This window comes from Actinomycetota bacterium (genome assembly GCA_030018275.1).
In the GTDB taxonomy this organism is placed as follows: domain Bacteria; phylum Actinomycetota; class Aquicultoria; order Subteraquimicrobiales; family Subteraquimicrobiaceae; genus Subteraquimicrobium.
Map to the genome: position 1 here is coordinate 11,911 of JASEGB010000009.1, position 16,258 is coordinate 28,168.

A 16,258-nucleotide genomic window follows, 5' to 3' on the forward strand; every position below is an offset into this window, starting at 1 on the left:
ATTTTTTTAAGGACTCGAAGCAAACCACCCATGTGCCGTTTTTGATAACACAGGGGGTGACAGCGAGCAAAGCGAGCGTCCTCAGGGGGACGGAGTCCCCCTAGGAACGCGCGGAAGCGCGAGGAGGTTCAAATCCTCTAGCGCCCACCAAATTCCGTCGATAGTTGATGGTCCATAGTCGATCGTCCAAAAGGCTCCGAAAGGGGGCCTATTTTTTAAGGACTCGAAGCAAACCACCCATGTGCCGTTTTTGATAACACAGGGGGCGTCTTTTCCCGGCCTAAACAAGGTAAGGTACCTCAGAAAGTATTTCCACTTCTTCCACTTTTTGCTGAAAAACCCTTGATAAGTTGACGCGGAAGGGTCGCGTCTTCACTTTTCGTAAAAGCTTAAGAGACAAGACTCGAATATGAACGGAGACTGTATCAAGAAAGCCTCCCCTTTGAGCACTTGTTTGGGGCTCTTTTCTTTCTATCTTGCAGGAGGATGCCAGAAATTGCCTTCACCCCAACCCTTACAAGTGGGGAGTCTCACGAAATTAGAGCATACCCTAAAGCAAACTTCCTTCTAAACCGAGTATAAGTACTAGATTGTTGAACTTTCAGGAAACTCTTAATGAGAATTCTAATGAAAAAACTATTGGGAAACCAGAAAGGTTTTACCATAATTGAACTAATGGTTGTCATGACCATTCTAGCTATCCTTGTTACTATCGCAATAGCAAGTTACAATTTCTCGCTTGCCAAAGCTAATGAGGCAACTTGTCGCTACAATCTTCGTGCAATTCGCAATGCCATTGTTCTCTACACGAACCTAAATGATCAAAACAATCCTGATTCCTTGGATGATTTGGTACCCGAATATATAAAGAGTGGATTCGAATTTAAGTGTCCAGCAACAAAACAAGAGTATTTGTATGATCCAATTGCTGGAGAGGTACAATGTTCAACTTCTGGGCATGAATAGACGTGGAAGGGGGAAACCATGAAACATTCTAAGTACGCTATGTTTGAATTATTGGTTCTGATTTTTGGAGCAGGAACGGTATTTGTCCTGATACTTTCATCACCTTGGCAAACGCCTGTTGAAATAACGGCGCAACTGCTTTTAATCCCTATCCTTGTAGGTGTTCTTCATTATGGACGAAAGGGTGGCCTGGTGACTTTTCCCCTTGCTAGTGCTGTTTATCTGGCAATAAGAGTACCTGACATAATAAAAATAGGATTAGTCGGCCCCATTTTTCAACTCCTTATTGTAAGAGTTCTTGTATATGGAGTTGTGGGAATTGGCGGAGGTATGATTTGTTCGCGCATAAAATACCTCTTTGCTAGGTTGGAACGACAAGATCTTATCGATGACGTGACTAGTCTTTACAACCCAAATTATCTAGCGCAGCTAATTGAGAGGTATGAGCAAGAGTTTAAGCGATATCAAAACCCCTTTTCGGTGGCTATTCTAAAGATTGACAGTAAAGCTTTTAATAAGCTTAAGGAAGCTCAACTTAGAACACAATTGAGAGAAATGGGGTCAACTATCCGTAATAATACTCGAGCAGTTGACGAAGTGGGACGTGTCAGTAATACTGAATTCGGTTTGATTTTTCCTTATACAAATGCCTCCAGGGCGACTGTGGCAGGCAAAAGAATCCAAAAACTTGTGGCTAATTATCTAAAGAAGCAGAGATATTTTGTTGAAAATGACGTTAAAATCAGATTGGAAATTTTCGGATACCTCGATGATAAAAGGAGACTACGGAGATTACGGAGGAGGCTAGCGACAAAAGCTTTCTAGAACCCCCAAAGTCGCGCTCACGACTAAATCACTGAAAGCTAGTGTGGATCTACTCTCAATGTCCTCCCACAAACTCTATGGTCCAAAAGGCGTGGGCGCTCTTTACATTCGAAAAGGGACGAGGATGATACCCCTATTACATGGAGGAGAGCAAGAGCGAAAGCGTCGAGCAGGCACGGAAAATGTTCCCGGTATCATTGGATTCGGCAAGGCAATGGAAATAGCCCAGGCTCAAATGGAGCAAAAGCAATGTCAAATTGCAAATTTTAGGGATAAACTCATCAAAGGTCTCTTTGAAAGGATTGATGGAATCAGATTAAATGGTCATCCCTTACAGAGGTTACCAAATAATGTAAGTGTGTGCATCGAAGGGGTAGAGGGGGAAGCCATGCTTCTCAATCTGGACATGAAAGGGATTTGTGCTTCCAGTGGTTATACAATCATTGACGTCAAGTTCAAGAACTTGGGCTGCGGGGCAGCCATTGCTACCAGTTCCATGGTTACGGAGATGGTCAAGGGAAAGACCATCGACGAAGCCTTGAGGATATCAAACAAGACCGTTGCCGAAGCCTTGGATGGATTGCCTCCCATAAAAATGCATTGTTCGGTCTTGGCGGAGCAAGCTCTCCACGCCGCGGTCAAAGACTATTTGGGAAGGAAGAACAAATCCTGATGGCTCAATTCATCATCGCGCTCAAGCATTATATCGTGGAAATATTTCCCGCTTTGGTTCTGGGTTTCTTCCTCAGCGGTTTAATTCACGAGCTCGTACCCGATTCATGGGTGGAAAAACATCTGGGGAAGAAAGGAATAAAACCGATTTTTTACGCCACCATCGTGGGAACGGTTTTACCCATTTGCTGTTGGGGCTCCCTTCCCGTGGCCATAAGCTTTTACAAGAAGGGATCGAGACTGGGATCGGTTCTCGCCTTTCTGGTTGCCACTCCCGCCACTTCCGTAACAGCTCTCCTGGTGACCTTCAAACTCCTGGGGTTAAAATTCACCATCTTCTTATTTTTCTCCGTGATCTTGATGGGACTGATCATGGGCACCATCGGTAATTTTCTGACCTTTGAACCAAGGATCGGAGTGGAGCATTGTTCTTACTGTGCCCAGGAGGTACAAAGTTGTGTTTGCGAGAGGAAGGTGGGGGATCGAATCAAATCCATTTTTAAGTTTGCCTTTGTGGACATGGTCAGAGAGATTGGACCCGAGATGCTTCTGGGAATAATTTTGGCTGCCTTTGTGGCATCCTTCGTTCCCCTTGGAAGATTGATAAATACGTATCTTGCTGCTGGTTGGGGATACCTGTTCGCTTTGATTTTTGGTTTGATTACGTACATATGTTCGACAGCTACCGTTCCTTTAGTCGATGCCTTTATTGTCAAAGGAATGAGTGTCGGTGCAGGGATGGTATTGCTCCTTGTGGGACCGATCACCAGCTATGGAACGATTTTGGTTATGAGAAAGGAGTTTGGCGCTAAAATATTATTTAGCTATTTGGTCACGGTTAGCACTCTCTCTTTAATCTTAGGATATTCTTTTTCTTTGATTCACTAATTTGGTTAGGCCATGGGTTTTTGGAGTATTTTAACACTCTGGAGCGCATGAACTATGAGCGGGAAAGTGGTTGTAGCTATGAGTGGAGGAGTGGACAGTTCTGTCACCGCTGCTTTACTCAAGGAGCAGGGATATGAGGTTATTGGGATTACCATGCAGATCTGGCCATCCGATAAGTTAGCGGAAGAAGCCGACAGATTCGGAGGTTGTTGCTCTCTGGCTGCGGTGGATGATGCCCGTCGAGTAGCTTTCAAATTGGATATACCTTACTATGTAATAAACTTTAGAGAGATATTTGCCCAAAAAGTAATCGCCAATTTCTGTGAAGAATATACACGGGGACGAACGCCCAACCCCTGCATTAGATGTAATCAACATATAAAGTTTGATGCTTTACTTAAAAAAGCCAAAGAATTGAATGCAGATTTTATAGCCACTGGACATTATGCCAGAATAGGCTTTGACAAGGAAAAGAAACGCTATATTTTGAAGAAGGGAATAGATGCCGCCAAGGATCAGTCCTATGTCCTCTATATCATGACTCAAGAACAGCTTGCCCATACCTTGATGCCCCTGGGGAATCTGACAAAGACTGAAGCTAGAAGAAAAGCTGCTGAGCTGGGGTTGCCGGTAGCCGAAAAGCCAGAAAGTCAGGAGATTTGTTTCATTCCCGACAACGACTATGGCAAATTTTTAAAGGAGTACATACCGAAGGTTGCCCAGTCCGGTCCCATTCTAGATAGCCGGGGAAACCTATTGGGAGAGCATAAGGGGATTATATTCTATACCATTGGGCAACGTAAGGGATTGGGCATATCCGCTAAAGAGCCACTTTATGTGATAGCCATCGATAGAGAAAGAAATGCTATCGTTGTTGGAAGCGAGGATGAGGTATATGGTAGTGAGCTAATAGCGGAAGAAGTAAATTATATTTCCATAAGGCAACTAACCAGGTCCATCAAGGTTAAGGCAAAAATAAGGTATAAGATGAAGGAGGCAGAAGCAGTGGTTACCCCGCTCAATGGTGGTAAGGTTCAAGTGAAATTTACCCAGCCCCAAAGAGCAATCACTCCAGGACAAGCGGTGGTATTTTATCAAGATGATGTAGTTGTGGGGGGAGGAAGGATTGTCCATCAGGTAGACAGAAGAGCGAGGTGATATAGGTGAGCCTTTTAGAAACCAAAAATCTAAATGCCAGCATGGGTGATAAGGAAATACTAAAAGGTATTGACCTACGTATGGAAGAGGGTGAAATCCATGTACTTATGGGACCCAATGCTTGCGGTAAGACCACGCTCGCTCTGGCGATACTCGGCTATCCGGCTTATAGGATAACCAAGGGGACCATCATTTTCGATGGACAAAACCTCACCGAGAAAGATATTTCTGAGCGGGCCAAGCTTGGAATTGCCTTGGGATATCAAAGCCCTCCGGTAGTTCGAGGGGTAAAGCTAAGAGACATAATAAGGCTTATAGCTGGCAAGGAGCCCTGGAATCCTTACCTTGGAATCTGTTGGTAGCGGCTCTTTTGGGGTTATTTGTGGATATGCTCTTTTCTTTCAGTTGACCTTTTTGCCGGATAAAGTCTTTATTTTCCTCTCGAATTTGTTGATAGTGGTTTGAGCATTTTCCAATTTTTCTTTTAAAATCGAATGGAGTAACCTGTCGTTAGGGATTTGGTTAGTTGAATCTCCGAGTTCACGAAACCGGATCCCCGTTTCCATGATAAATAGTGTGAGTTCGATGGTTCCATAGAAGATTAAGAGGAATAGAATCAGCAGAAATTTGAGCATAACACCTCACCTCGAAAATAATGGTTTCTTTTTTATTTAGCGGAATTTTGCCCCTTAAGATTTACCCTCTGAAATGGAATGCGCCGTGAAAAATTGGTAAAATAAGAATCCGAGTTTAAAATATGGGGGAAGGTGCATGGGCGAGAAGATTAGAGTTTCGTTGCCTGATGGGTCCACCTTGGAGATAAAAAAGGGATTGCTCCTAAGGGATTTAGCCGCTTGCATAAGCCCTGCGCTTGAAAGGGAAGCTTTGGCTGGAAAGATCAATGGTGAACTATGTGATCTTTCCACCCCCATTTTAGGAGATGCCGATGTAGAGATAATCACCTTCTCCTCCCCGGAAGGTCAAAGCATCTACCGCCATAGCGCCGCTCACGTAATGGCTCAAGCTGTAACGGAGCTCTTCTCCGATGTGAAGTTGGGCATCGGTCCGCCCATCGAAGACGGCTTTTATTACGATTTCAATATCAAGCACATCCTCACTCCGGATGATTTGAAAAAGATTGAACAAAAAATGCGTGAGATAATCGAGAACGATTTTCCCTTTGTTAAAGAGGAAATTCCGCGAAGTGAGGCCATAAAGCTCTTCAAATCCAATGGTCAGAATTATAAGGTGGAGCTTTTGGAGGAGATGGAGGACGAAACGGTCACCATCTATAAGAATGGAAATTTTTTTGATCTATGTCGTGGACCGCATGTTCCATCGACGGGCAAAATATCCGCTTTCAAGTTGTTGAATATCGCTGGCGCTTATTGGAGGGGTGATGAGCATCGCCCGATGTTGCAAAGGATATATGGAACGGCTTTTGATGCAACAGAAAAGCTAGAAAAGTATCTACATAGGCTGGAAGAAGCTGCAAAGAGAGATCACCGTAAGCTTGGTAGAGAACTCGATTTGTTCACCATCAGTGAACAATTTGGAGCGGGGCTTCCCCTCTGGCATCCGAAGGGCGCCTTGGTCCGCAAGATCATCGAGGATTTTTGGTGGGATGAACACCTAAAGCGAGGATACGAGATGGTAATGACACCCCACATCGCCAAGGTTGATCTCTGGAAAGCCAGTGGTCACTGGGATTTCTATCGCGAATATATGTATTCGCCCATGGAGATCGAAGGGCAGGGATATGTGATCAAGCCCATGAACTGTCCCGCCCATATCCTCATCTATAAATCTCGGACGCGCAGTTATCGCGAATTACCTCTTAGATGGGCTGAGTTGGGCACGGTCTATCGTTACGAGCGGTCGGGAGTCCTTCATGGATTACTTAGGGTTAGAGGGTTTACCCAGGATGATGCCCATATTTTCTGCCGCTTAGATCAGCTCGAAGCTGAAATCCTGGGAGTCATCGATCTCGTACTTTACATGCTTAAGACCTTCGGTTTTGAAGAATACGATGTTTTCCTCTCCACACGACCCAAAAAGTATGTTGGAGCCCTCGAACATTGGGAGAAGGCAACGGAGGCCCTTAAAAAGGCTTTAGAGAAAGTTGCTCTCGATTATCAGATCGATCCGGGCGAAGGCGTTTTTTACGGACCCAAAATCGATATTAAGATCAAAGATGCCTTGGGTCGAGCCTGGCAGTGCACCACCATCCAAGTTGATTTCAACATTCCCGAGCGATTCGATATGACATACATGGGAGAAGATAACAGGGAACATAGGCCAATTATGATCCATCGCGCGATCCTTGGATCCATGGAGAGATTCATGGGCTGCCTCATCGAACATCATGCCGGTGCCTTTCCAACTTGGCTTTCACCCGTGCAAGTTGTGGTCATACCCATTGCCGATCGTCACCTTGAGTACGCCAAGGATGTTCTCTTGAAATTGGTTGAAGCGGAGATACGAGTTGAACTCGATCCAAGATCGGAATCGGTAAACAAAAAAATTCGCGACGCCCAGGTTCGAAAGATTCCCTATATGTTGGTGGTAGGTGACAGGGAAAGGGAGACAAACACCGTGGCAGTGCGAGATCGAAGCGGCGTGGATAGAAGAGGTATATCCCTTGGCCAATTTATTGAGAATTTAGAAGTGGAAATAAGGGAAAGGAGATCAGCCAGTGAACTGACTTTTTGATATCGTCTCAATTTAAAAATGATGGTAGAATATTTATGATTGATGTTGGTATATGATGTCTTTTATTTTTTAAACTGGACACGATACAAGGGAATGTGTATACTACTGCCGAATTATTTTAAAGTAAAGGCTTTGATAGTTTCAGGAGGTGAATGCCCATCATTGATGAGGTTCGTGTAAATGAGCGTATTCGAGCTCAAAAGGTGCGACTTATTTCGTCGGAAGGTAAACAGATTGGAATTTTACCCCTAGAGGAAGCTTTGAGAATTGCTTATGATGAAGGTCTTGATCTGGTTGAGGTTGCACCGCAGGGGGATCCGTCTGTTTGCCGTATTATGGATTATAGTAAATACAAGTATGAACGGACTTTAAGAGCAAAAAGGGCGAGGAAACATCAAACTACTATTGTCGTGAAGGAAATAAAGATGCGACCAAAGATCGAAGAGCACGATTTCAATGTCAAGAAAAAGCATGTGGTGAGGTTCTTGGAACACGGTGCGAAGGTCAAGGTTACAATGATGTTTCGGGGACGCGAATTAGCCCACATCGATCTGGGAGAAAAGCTTTTAAATAAATTGGCGGAAGATGTTAAGGATTTAGGAATTGTGGAGTCAAAGCCCAAACTCGATGGTCGGAATATGGTAATGATTTTAGCTCCATTGTATTTATCCCGTTAGTTTGTTAGATTCATAATCTTTCCACTTTCAAACAATGGAATTTTTTTGGGGGAATATTTTATGGCCACCAAGGCAAAGGTCCGTAAAAGCGCTGTGAAACGATTCAAGATCACCTGTTCGGGCAGGATTATGCGGCGTCGGGCCTTCAAGGGTCATCTTCTGGAGAAAAAAACCTCTAAAAGGAAGCGTAAATTGGGAAAGAAAGCCATCCTGACTCCAACGGCTAGGAAGGCTGTGGAGAGGATGCTTTCGATATAATCATCTGGAGGCTTAAAACATATGCCCAGAGTGAAGAGGGGATCCATTACCAGGAGGAGAAGGAAAAAGATCTTAAAACTTGCAAAAGGCTATCATGGGGCTAAAAGCAGGTCTTTTCGTGCTGCCAAAGAGCAGGTTATGCATTCCTTAATGTATTCCTATAGGGATCGCCGGGCTCGCAAGAGAGATTTTAGAAGATTGTGGATAACCAGGATAAATGCCGCGGCGAGGGAAAATGGTTTATCTTATAGTAAACTGATGGATGGATTGAGAAGGGCAAATATCGAAATAAACAGGAAGATGTTATCCGAACTTGCGGTAAGCGACCCAGAGGCCTTTGCTGAACTCGCTTCGTTGGCGAAGGAGAAACTCGAGGTCTAAACCATGTTCAAACATCGAAGTGGATATATTATAAGTTATAAATAGCAAGTTGTGTGTTTTAGATATAGCGAGATATTGTTATGACAAAGGCTGTGAAGGAGAGAGTAAACAGGTAAGCTCCCTTCAGAGAGGCAGCGTCGCTGGCTGAAAGCGTTGTCAGGGAGGACTGATTGAAGTTCACTCTGGAGCTGTGGGCTGAACAAGATCAGTCAGGAGGGACAAGTCAAGAGTCAAAAGAAAAAACTTTTGACTAGCAAGTTCTTTAAGGACGAGCGGTTGACTAGGCCAAAGGCCGATTGACTGAACTTAAGTAGGTTACACCGGTTTCCACCGTTATCAGGAATCTCTAGAGTGCCCATGGGGAATTTGGGTGGTACCGCGGAAGTAAGCCTTTCGTCCCAGAGACGGAAGGTTTTTAATATTGAGCATTTTTAAATTGGCTATGTGGGGAGGACAAGCGGTTGTCAATACGGGAAGAACTAAGGTCTTTAGCTGAAGAAGCCCAACGAACCATTTCCCAGAGTTTCTCAATCGAGGAGCTCAACGAGGCGAGGGTGAAATTTCTGGGCAGAAAGGGGCAGTTGACGGTCATCTTAAAGAGCCTGGGCAAGCTTCCCCTCTCGGAAAGACCTGCTGTGGGACGTTTGGCCAATGAGATACGCGAGACCTTAGAGGAAAGCATCGTCTCAAGAGAAAAGGAGCTCAAAAAGGAGCTTTTGCAGAGAAAGCTCGAAGCGGAGAGAGTGGACATCACACTCCCAGGCAAACGCCCTTGTGTGGGAAGAAAGCATCTGTTGACCCAGGTTATAGAGGAGATCATCCGCATCTTCGTGGGCCTGGGTTACAATGTGGTTGAAGGTCCTGAGGTGGAGTTGGACTATTACAATTTTGAAGCGCTCAATACTCCCCCCGATCATCCGGCTCGTTCCCTTCAAGCTACGTTATACGTCAAGACTGCACTTGAGCCCAAATCGAGTAAGGAGGAAGTTCTCCTGCGAACTCACACATCACCTGTCCAAATCAGGGTCATGGAAAGAATGAAACCCCCTCTCTATGTGGTTTCACCTGGGAGAACCTATCGCCGCGATGTTGCAGACCCAACCCATTCTCCCATGTTCCATCAAGTTGAGGGATTTGCCGTCGATAGACGCATCACTTTTGGTGATCTTAAGGGTACACTTGAAATCTTTGCCCGGGAGATGTTCGGTAAGGATCGAAAGGTAAGGCTCCGTCCCCACTTTTTCCCTTTCACTGAGCCCAGTGCCGAGGTCGACGTCTCCTGCATCGTTTGTGATGGGAGAGGATGCCGAATCTGTAAGTATAGTGGATGGTTGGAGATTTTAGGGGCGGGGATGATAGATCCCAACGTTTTTAATGTTGTGGGATACAATCCCGAGAAGGTAACCGGATTTGCCTTTGGTATGGGTGTGGAGCGAATAGCCATGCTTAAATACGGAGTAAACGATATCCGACTATTCTTTGAAAGCGACTTGAAATTTTTGGAGCAATTCTAAATGCCGATGGAAGATGTTCGATCAGCGATTTTCGTTTTTTAAAGAATTTCTCGCTCATCGCTAGTCGCTTTTCGCTAATCGAATGTGGTTGAAGTAGAAAGTATGGAGCGCAAGATAAGAATCGCTTGTGCACATAAAGGATTAGGGTGGAGAAAAGATGCGTGTTTCATTAAATTGGCTAAAAGAATATGTGGAATTCAATCTTTCCCCGGAGGAACTTGCGGAGAGGCTGAATCTAACAGGAACGGCCGTTGAGGGAATAGAATATCTCGGGAAGGATTTACAGGGGGTAGTGGTTGGGCGGATAAAAAGAATCAAACCACATCCAAATGTCGATTATCTCAAGGTTTGTTCGGTGGATATTAGGGACAAGGAGCTTCAAATCGTCTGTGGTGCCAAGAATATGAAAGAAGGGGATAAAGTCCCCGTGGCTTTGGTTGGCGCGAAGCTACCGAGAGGTCTCGAGATAAAGAGGGCCATCATAAAAGGAGTTGCCTCCGAAGGAATGATGTGCTCTGAGTCGGAGTTAGGGATAGGTGAGGATGCAAGTGGTTTGCTCATTCTTGATGAGAGCGCCGAGGTTGGTGAGGATTTAGTGAAGGTCCTTGGTCTTGAAGATGTGGTCCTTGAGTTGGAGATCACCCCCAACCGACCGGATTGTTTGGGGGTCATAGGCATTGCGCGAGAAGTCGCCGCCATTGTGGGCAGTGAACTCAAGAAACCGAAGATCAAATTGAAAGAGGTTGATAGATCCATCCACCAGGCAACAAGAGTCGATGTTCTGGATGGTGATCTTTGCCCCCGATATGCGGCGCGAATCATCGACGATATAACCATCGCTCCCTCCCCGTTGTGGATGAAGCGCCGTCTACAGGCGGCGGGTTTTCGGGCTATCAATAACGTTGTGGACATCACCAACTATGTAATGCTGGAAACGGGTCAACCCCTCCATGCTTTCGACTTCGACCGTTTAAATGAGGGCAGGATTGTGGTAAGGACTGCCCATCTTGGAGAGACGATTGTTACCCTCGACGGTGTCTTCCGCCAGCTGGATGAGACCATGCTGGTCATCGCCGATGCCAAAGAACCCATTGCTTTAGCTGGGGTAATGGGTGGTGCTCATTCGGAGGTATCCGAGGGAACAACCACCATCCTGCTGGAATCGGCCAATTTTAATCCGCGAAGCATCATGCGCACATCGCGGAAATTGGGGCTAATCACGGAGTCTTCAAACCGTTTTGAAAAGGGACTTGATCCAAATGGTCCGGTTTATGCTGCGGATAGAGCTGCTCAATTGATGCAAGAGCTCGCCGGGGGTAAGGTATTCAAGGGTGTAATTGATGTATATCCCAAACCGAAGCGAGTCTGGAGTCTTACGCTTCGTCCTCAGAGGGTTAACGACATCCTTGGCACCAACCTCTTGCCTAAGCAAATCACCCAAATTTTGGAGAGTCTAGAACTCAAAGTCTCCCAACTCCCAACTCCCAACTCCCAACTTGAGGTCCATGTGCCCACGTTCAGAACGGACCTGGAGCGGGAAGTCGATTTAATTGAGGAAGTAGCTCGTCTTTACGGATACAACCGGATTCAATCCACCTTGCCTGAGAGCGGTAGAAAGCGGGGCGGTTTAAATTTAAATCAAAGGATAAGCCTATGTATCAAGGATATTTTAGTTTCTTGTGGTCTTTGGGAGGTCGTTACCTATAGCTTCATCGGTCCCCAACACTTCGATAAGCTCATGCTACCCGCAGACAGCGCCCTAAGGGAGGCTATAACCTTGAGAAATCCATTGAGCGAAGAACAATCAATCATGCGAACCACTCTCCTTCCGGGATTGCTTGAGGTCTTAAGGTACAATGCCCATCGAAATCGATATAATGTGCAAATTTTTGAAGTTGGGCACATCTTTCATTCTCGACCAGGCGAGATTTTGCCCCATGAGCCGGTTATGGTTGCCGCGGCTTTGACCGGTTCCTGGAGGGATAATGAGTGGCATGAAAGGGCTAAGCTACTGGATTTCTTCGATGCAAAGGGCATAATTGAGACCTTATTTGACCAGTTGTGCATCGAAGATTGGCACCTTAATAGAACCATCCGTCCCTTCTTCCATCCGGGTCGGGGTTCGGAAGTTTTCATAAAGGACAAGATGGTTGGGATATTAGGGGAGATTCATCCTCATGTCCAAGAAGCTTTTGAGCTTCCCAATCCCGTGACCATTTTTGAATTGGAGCAAGCGAAGCTGGTGAAATATGCCTCGCTCCTCAGGCACTTTGAGGAGATACCGAAATACCCCGGCGTTACCTTGGATATCGCTTTAGTTGTGGATGAAGTCATCTCCAATGAAGAGGTGTACAAGATTATCCACCGATGGGGAGGTAGGTTACTAAGGGAGATTCATCTCTTTGATCTCTATCGCGGTGGGCAGATTCCCAGGGGCAAGAAGAGTCTCGCTTACTCCCTGACTTTCAGAGCGGATGATAGAACCCTCACCGAAGACGAAGCGAAAAAGGCTCTGGAGCGCATCATCGCCAGATTAAAAGAGGAGCTCGGTGCAAGAATTCGCGCTTAGGATGGGAAAAAGAAAAAATTCAGGAAAAGCTATTGCATAAATATGCAAATTTTTGTATAATTTTGGCAATACTTATGGAGTCTGAGGATGCGATGGTGGATGTCTCGGGTTTGTAGGATAGGGATAATTGGAGCCTCCGGTTACACTGGAGCTGAGCTCGCTCGGTTGTTACTGAATCATCCCCACGTTGAGCTGACTTATGTTACAGCCGACCGATATAGGGATCAGAAAGCCGCCTCTCTTTATCTCAATTTAACGGGAATTTGTGACCTTTCTTACACGGTTTTCGATTCAAGGCAAGCCAAGGAGAATTCGGATCTTCTTTTCATTGCTTTACCTCATGGGACTTCGATGAAGATCGTGCCCCAGCTGGTGGACGAGAATCACAAGATCATCGACCTCAGTGGGGATTTTCGATTGGTTGATAAAAACATCTATGAGAAGTGGTATGGGATACCCCATGTTTATCCCGTGCTTTTGGGTGCGGCCATTTACGGACTGCCGGAGATTAATCGGGAAGCTATTAAAAGGGCGAATTTTGTGTGCAATCCCGGTTGTTATCCCACTAGCGTTCTCTTGGCAACGGCTCCTTTGTTGACAAAGAGGCTCATAGACACCCAAAGTATCGTGGTGGATGCGAAATCCGGGGTTTCGGGGGCGGGTAGGGGTTTAAGTATCTCCAGCCACTTCCCTGAATGTAATGAAAATGTAAAGGCGTACTTGGTTGCCGCGCATAAGCATACCCCGGAAATGGAGCAAGAAATGAGCAAGCTCGCCGGAAAGGAGATAAAGATTTCTTTCACTCCTCACCTCATCCCCATGACCAGGGGCATCTTGAGCACCATATATTGTGATCTAAAACGGAGTTTAAAGACCCCTGATCTCCTCGAAATATATGGGCTTTTTTATGAGGGTGAACCCTTCGTACACATCCTAAGTGAGGGAGAATACCCCGAGACGAAAAGCGTTTTGGGTTCTAACCACTGCCATATAGGTTTGGAGGTGGATAGGCGAACTCGCAAGGTCATCGTGGTCTGTGCGATCGATAATTTGGTCAAGGGAGCTGCGGGCCAGGCCATTCAGAACATGAATATCATGTGTGGGTTTTCTGAAGATGAAGGGCTAAGAGCTGTTGGGCTTGTACCTTGATTGGTCGGGAGTCTGTTAGTTCGTAGTTGGGAGCGCAAGATCAAATATTTCTATGATTTCTCGCTACTTTAAAGATTACAGGGGGATAAAAAGAGATGGTAAAGGTCAAGGTGATATCCGGGGGAGTAACCGCCTCGAGTGGGTTTAAGGCTTCCGGGGTAAGTTGTGGGATCAAGGGAAGTGGTAGAAAAGACCTTGCCCTCATCTTTTCCGAAGTTCCCGCTATTGCCGCTGTGGTTTTTACCACCAATAAGATGGCCGCTCCCCCCGTTTTGATCAGCAAAAAACATGTTCAGGAAGGGGTGGCTCAAGCGGTGGTGATCAACAGTGGCAATGCCAATTCCTGTACGGGGAGGCGAGGCATAACCGATGCTATAGAGATGGCAAAAATCACCGCGGGTGAGCTCACAAAGAAATGTTTGGGGAAAATCTCTCCTTATCAAATTTTACTAGCTTCAACTGGGATTATTGGTGTTCCCCTCCCCATGGACAAGCTGAAACGAGGCATCCAAAATGCTGTAGCATCTCTTTCTTACGATGCTCATCTGGATGCCGCCGAAGCGATTATGACCACCGATTCTTTCCCCAAGGAAATGGCGATTGAATTTAAAATAGGCAACAAAACCATTACTCTAGGAGGGATGACCAAGGGAGCTGGGATGATTGCTCCGAATATGGCTACAACCCTTTCGGTTTTGACATCGGATATCAGAATTTCCCATTCATGTTTAAAACGGGCTTTAAGAAAATCGGTCGATAAATCCTTCAATATGATCACCGTCGATGGTGAGATGAGCACCAACGATATGGTCGTTATCCTTGCCAATGGGATTGCTCAGAACCAGGAGGTGGTCGAAGACAGTAAAGATGCTCTCATCTTCCAAGAGGCATTGGACTTCCTCACCCAGGAATTGGCCAAGATGGTTGTGAGGGATGGGGAAGGAGCCACCAAATTCATCGAAATCATCGTCAGAGGTGGAAAATCCTTCGAAGATGCTAAGACCATAGCCATGACCGTAGCCAACTCAAATTTGGTTAAAACCGCCTTTTTCGGTGAGGATATCAATTGGGGAAGGATCATCGCCTCAATTGGTCACTCTGGAGCGGAAATCAATCCACACGATATAGATATTTACCTTAGCCATCATCAAATCGTGAAAGGTAGTGTGGGCTTGCCTTTTAATGAAGGGGAGATCAAAGAGGTCTTGAAGGATAAAGAGATAAGGGTAACCATCGATCTTAATCTAGGTGATTCAATAGCAACCGTGTGGACTACGGATTTATCCTATGATTACGTGAAGATAAATGCAGCCTATAAAACGTAAAGGACACTGTTTCTCGACTCTCGAAACTCGAATCTCAAATCTTACTTGTATTATTAACAAGATGGGTTAACTATGGTCGGGGTGAAGTGCTCCGAAAACACCCCGAAGAACGCTGTCGCATCTACGGGGCAGGCGCGGTTGACTGCAGTGTAAACCTAACTCGTTAATAGTCCACTTGTATGACGAGCGGCGAGGGACGATGTTAAAGGATGAGGAAAATGGAGAATGCATTAACTAAAGCCAAAATTCTGATGGAGGCGCTTCCATACATCAAGGAGTATTATGGGAGAACCATCACCGTAAAATATGGTGGAAGTGCCATGCTCGATGATTCTCTTAAACAATCCATCGCTTCCGATATCGTTTTGATGAGGTATGTGGGCATGAATCCGGTGATTGTTCATGGAGGAGGTCCCGAGATTTCAAGCTACATGAAGAAGTTGAAAAAAGAGGTAAAATTCGTGGAAGGGCTTCGAGTCACGGATAAGGAAACCATGGACATTGTAAAAATGGTCCTGGTGGGTAAAGTAAATAAGGAACTCGTTTCCATGATCAATTGCCATGCCCGCCTGCCTGAGCCTGGTGGGCAGGGCAGGATAGCCGTGGGAATAAGCGGTGACGACGCAGGGTTAATAATAGCTCAAAAGTGTACCACAACCACCGGGCAAGACCTCGGTTTCGCTGGCGAGGTTCAGAGGATCAATACGGAAATTCTTCAAAATTTGATAAAGGATGGATTTACCCCAGTCATCGCCTCTGTGGGGGTCGGAGAAGAGGGAGAAAGCTATAATATCAACGCCGACTCTGTCGCCGCTGAGATTGCTGCAGCGCTGAAAGCTGATAAGATAATCTTTCTTACAAATGTTGATGGATTGTATAAGGATTTTGCCGATAAGAAATCTCTCATTTCTGCACTTAACATCGATGAGTGCGAGAGGTTGATAAAGGAGAATTTAATAGGTGAAGGAATGCTACCTAAAGTCAGGGGGTGTATAAGGGCCCTTAAGGCTGGGGTGAAAAGGGCGCACATCTTAAATGGAACGATCCCACATGCCCTTCTTTTGGAGATTTTCACCGATGAGGGCATTGGAACAATGATCACTGCCTAATTGTTGCATGAATCCGGTTGCAGGTCTTAATCTTAGGAATGTTTTAAGGATTTTT

Annotated in this window: 14 protein-coding genes and 1 pseudogene; all 15 read left to right on the forward strand. The window is 45.6% G+C overall.

All coding sequences use genetic code 11. The features are described 5' to 3' along the window. The first annotated feature begins 627 nt into the window (after positions 1-627). The 15 genes and pseudogenes from QMD66_04985 (at position 628) to argB (ending at position 16,203) form a co-directional block, all read left to right on the forward strand. The gene (locus QMD66_04985; GenBank protein MDI6822197.1) at positions 628-966 is read left to right on the forward strand and encodes a type II secretion system protein; all 339 of its coding nucleotides are present in this window, start codon (positions 628-630) and stop codon (positions 964-966) included. 18 nt (positions 967-984) lie between these two features. Beyond that, positions 985-1,791 carry a diguanylate cyclase gene (locus QMD66_04990; GenBank protein MDI6822198.1) on the forward strand — a complete coding sequence of 269 codons (807 nt, stop codon included), beginning with the start codon at positions 985-987 and terminating at the stop codon, positions 1,789-1,791. Positions 1,792-1,822: 31 nt separating this feature from the next. Then, positions 1,823-2,464, forward strand: a pseudogene (locus QMD66_04995) (aminotransferase class V-fold PLP-dependent enzyme). Then, on the forward strand, positions 2,464-3,351 hold the full coding sequence (locus QMD66_05000; GenBank protein MDI6822199.1) for a permease: 888 nt from the start codon (positions 2,464-2,466) through the stop codon (positions 3,349-3,351). The pseudogene QMD66_04995 and the gene QMD66_05000 overlap by 1 nt, the downstream one beginning before the upstream one ends. A 54-nt stretch (positions 3,352-3,405) precedes the next feature. Continuing rightward, positions 3,406-4,509, forward strand: a complete 1,104-nt coding sequence (gene mnmA / locus QMD66_05005) for a tRNA 2-thiouridine(34) synthase MnmA (GenBank protein MDI6822200.1) — start codon at positions 3,406-3,408, stop codon at positions 4,507-4,509. 5 nt (positions 4,510-4,514) lie between these two features. Beyond that, on the forward strand, positions 4,515-4,871 hold the full coding sequence (locus QMD66_05010; GenBank protein ID MDI6822201.1) for an ATP-binding cassette domain-containing protein: 357 nt from the start codon (positions 4,515-4,517) through the stop codon (positions 4,869-4,871). 409 nt (positions 4,872-5,280) lie between these two features. Further along, positions 5,281-7,221: a threonine--tRNA ligase gene (gene thrS / locus QMD66_05015; GenBank protein ID MDI6822202.1), complete on the forward strand. Its 1,941-nt coding sequence runs from the start codon at positions 5,281-5,283 to the stop codon at positions 7,219-7,221. 152 nt (positions 7,222-7,373) lie between these two features. After that, positions 7,374-7,898 carry a translation initiation factor IF-3 gene (gene infC, locus QMD66_05020; GenBank protein MDI6822203.1) on the forward strand — a complete coding sequence of 175 codons (525 nt, stop codon included), beginning with the start codon at positions 7,374-7,376 and terminating at the stop codon, positions 7,896-7,898. Between the two features lie 60 nt (positions 7,899-7,958). Continuing rightward, complete coding sequence (gene rpmI / locus QMD66_05025) at positions 7,959-8,156, forward strand: 50S ribosomal protein L35 (protein MDI6822204.1); 198 nt, start codon at positions 7,959-7,961, stop codon at positions 8,154-8,156. A 21-nt stretch (positions 8,157-8,177) separates the two neighbouring features. Further along, the gene (rplT, locus tag QMD66_05030; GenBank protein MDI6822205.1) at positions 8,178-8,537 is read left to right on the forward strand and encodes a 50S ribosomal protein L20; all 360 of its coding nucleotides are present in this window, start codon (positions 8,178-8,180) and stop codon (positions 8,535-8,537) included. A gap of 467 nt (positions 8,538-9,004) precedes the next feature. Further along, complete coding sequence (gene pheS / locus QMD66_05035; GenBank protein MDI6822206.1) at positions 9,005-10,051, forward strand: phenylalanine--tRNA ligase subunit alpha; 1,047 nt, start codon at positions 9,005-9,007, stop codon at positions 10,049-10,051. Positions 10,052-10,208: 157 nt separating this feature from the next. Then, on the forward strand, positions 10,209-12,620 hold the full coding sequence (pheT, locus tag QMD66_05040; protein MDI6822207.1) for a phenylalanine--tRNA ligase subunit beta: 2,412 nt from the start codon (positions 10,209-10,211) through the stop codon (positions 12,618-12,620). Positions 12,621-12,719: 99 nt separating this feature from the next. Then, positions 12,720-13,769, forward strand: coding sequence for an N-acetyl-gamma-glutamyl-phosphate reductase (gene argC, locus QMD66_05045; GenBank protein ID MDI6822208.1), 1,050 nt, complete (start codon positions 12,720-12,722; stop codon positions 13,767-13,769). A 95-nt stretch (positions 13,770-13,864) separates the two neighbouring features. Beyond that, on the forward strand, positions 13,865-15,094 hold the full coding sequence (gene argJ / locus QMD66_05050; GenBank protein MDI6822209.1) for a bifunctional glutamate N-acetyltransferase/amino-acid acetyltransferase ArgJ: 1,230 nt from the start codon (positions 13,865-13,867) through the stop codon (positions 15,092-15,094). A 218-nt stretch (positions 15,095-15,312) separates the two neighbouring features. Beyond that, a complete protein-coding gene (argB, locus tag QMD66_05055) occupies positions 15,313-16,203 on the forward strand; it encodes an acetylglutamate kinase (protein MDI6822210.1) in 891 nt (296 codons plus the stop codon). The last annotated feature ends 55 nt before the right edge of the window (positions 16,204-16,258 follow it).

Bases quoted from the DNA above. Each gene is read 5' to 3' on its own strand.
- QMD66_04985 (MDI6822197.1), top strand. From the start codon at position 628: ATGAAAAAACTATTGGGAAACCAGAAAGGTTTTACCATAATTGAACTA.
- QMD66_04990 (MDI6822198.1), top strand. From the start codon at position 985: ATGAAACATTCTAAGTACGCTATGTTTGAATTATTGGTTCTGATTTTT.
- QMD66_05000 (MDI6822199.1), top strand. From the start codon at position 2,464: ATGGCTCAATTCATCATCGCGCTCAAGCATTATATCGTGGAAATATTT.
- mnmA (MDI6822200.1), top strand. From the start codon at position 3,406: ATGAGCGGGAAAGTGGTTGTAGCTATGAGTGGAGGAGTGGACAGTTCT.
- thrS (MDI6822202.1), top strand. From the start codon at position 5,281: ATGGGCGAGAAGATTAGAGTTTCGTTGCCTGATGGGTCCACCTTGGAG.
- infC (MDI6822203.1), top strand. From the start codon at position 7,374: ATGCCCATCATTGATGAGGTTCGTGTAAATGAGCGTATTCGAGCTCAA.
- rpmI (MDI6822204.1), top strand. From the start codon at position 7,959: ATGGCCACCAAGGCAAAGGTCCGTAAAAGCGCTGTGAAACGATTCAAG.
- rplT (MDI6822205.1), top strand. From the start codon at position 8,178: ATGCCCAGAGTGAAGAGGGGATCCATTACCAGGAGGAGAAGGAAAAAG.
- pheT (MDI6822207.1), top strand. From the start codon at position 10,209: ATGCGTGTTTCATTAAATTGGCTAAAAGAATATGTGGAATTCAATCTT.
- argC (MDI6822208.1), top strand. From the start codon at position 12,720: ATGTCTCGGGTTTGTAGGATAGGGATAATTGGAGCCTCCGGTTACACT.
- argJ (MDI6822209.1), top strand. From the start codon at position 13,865: ATGGTAAAGGTCAAGGTGATATCCGGGGGAGTAACCGCCTCGAGTGGG.
- argB (MDI6822210.1), top strand. From the start codon at position 15,313: ATGGAGAATGCATTAACTAAAGCCAAAATTCTGATGGAGGCGCTTCCA.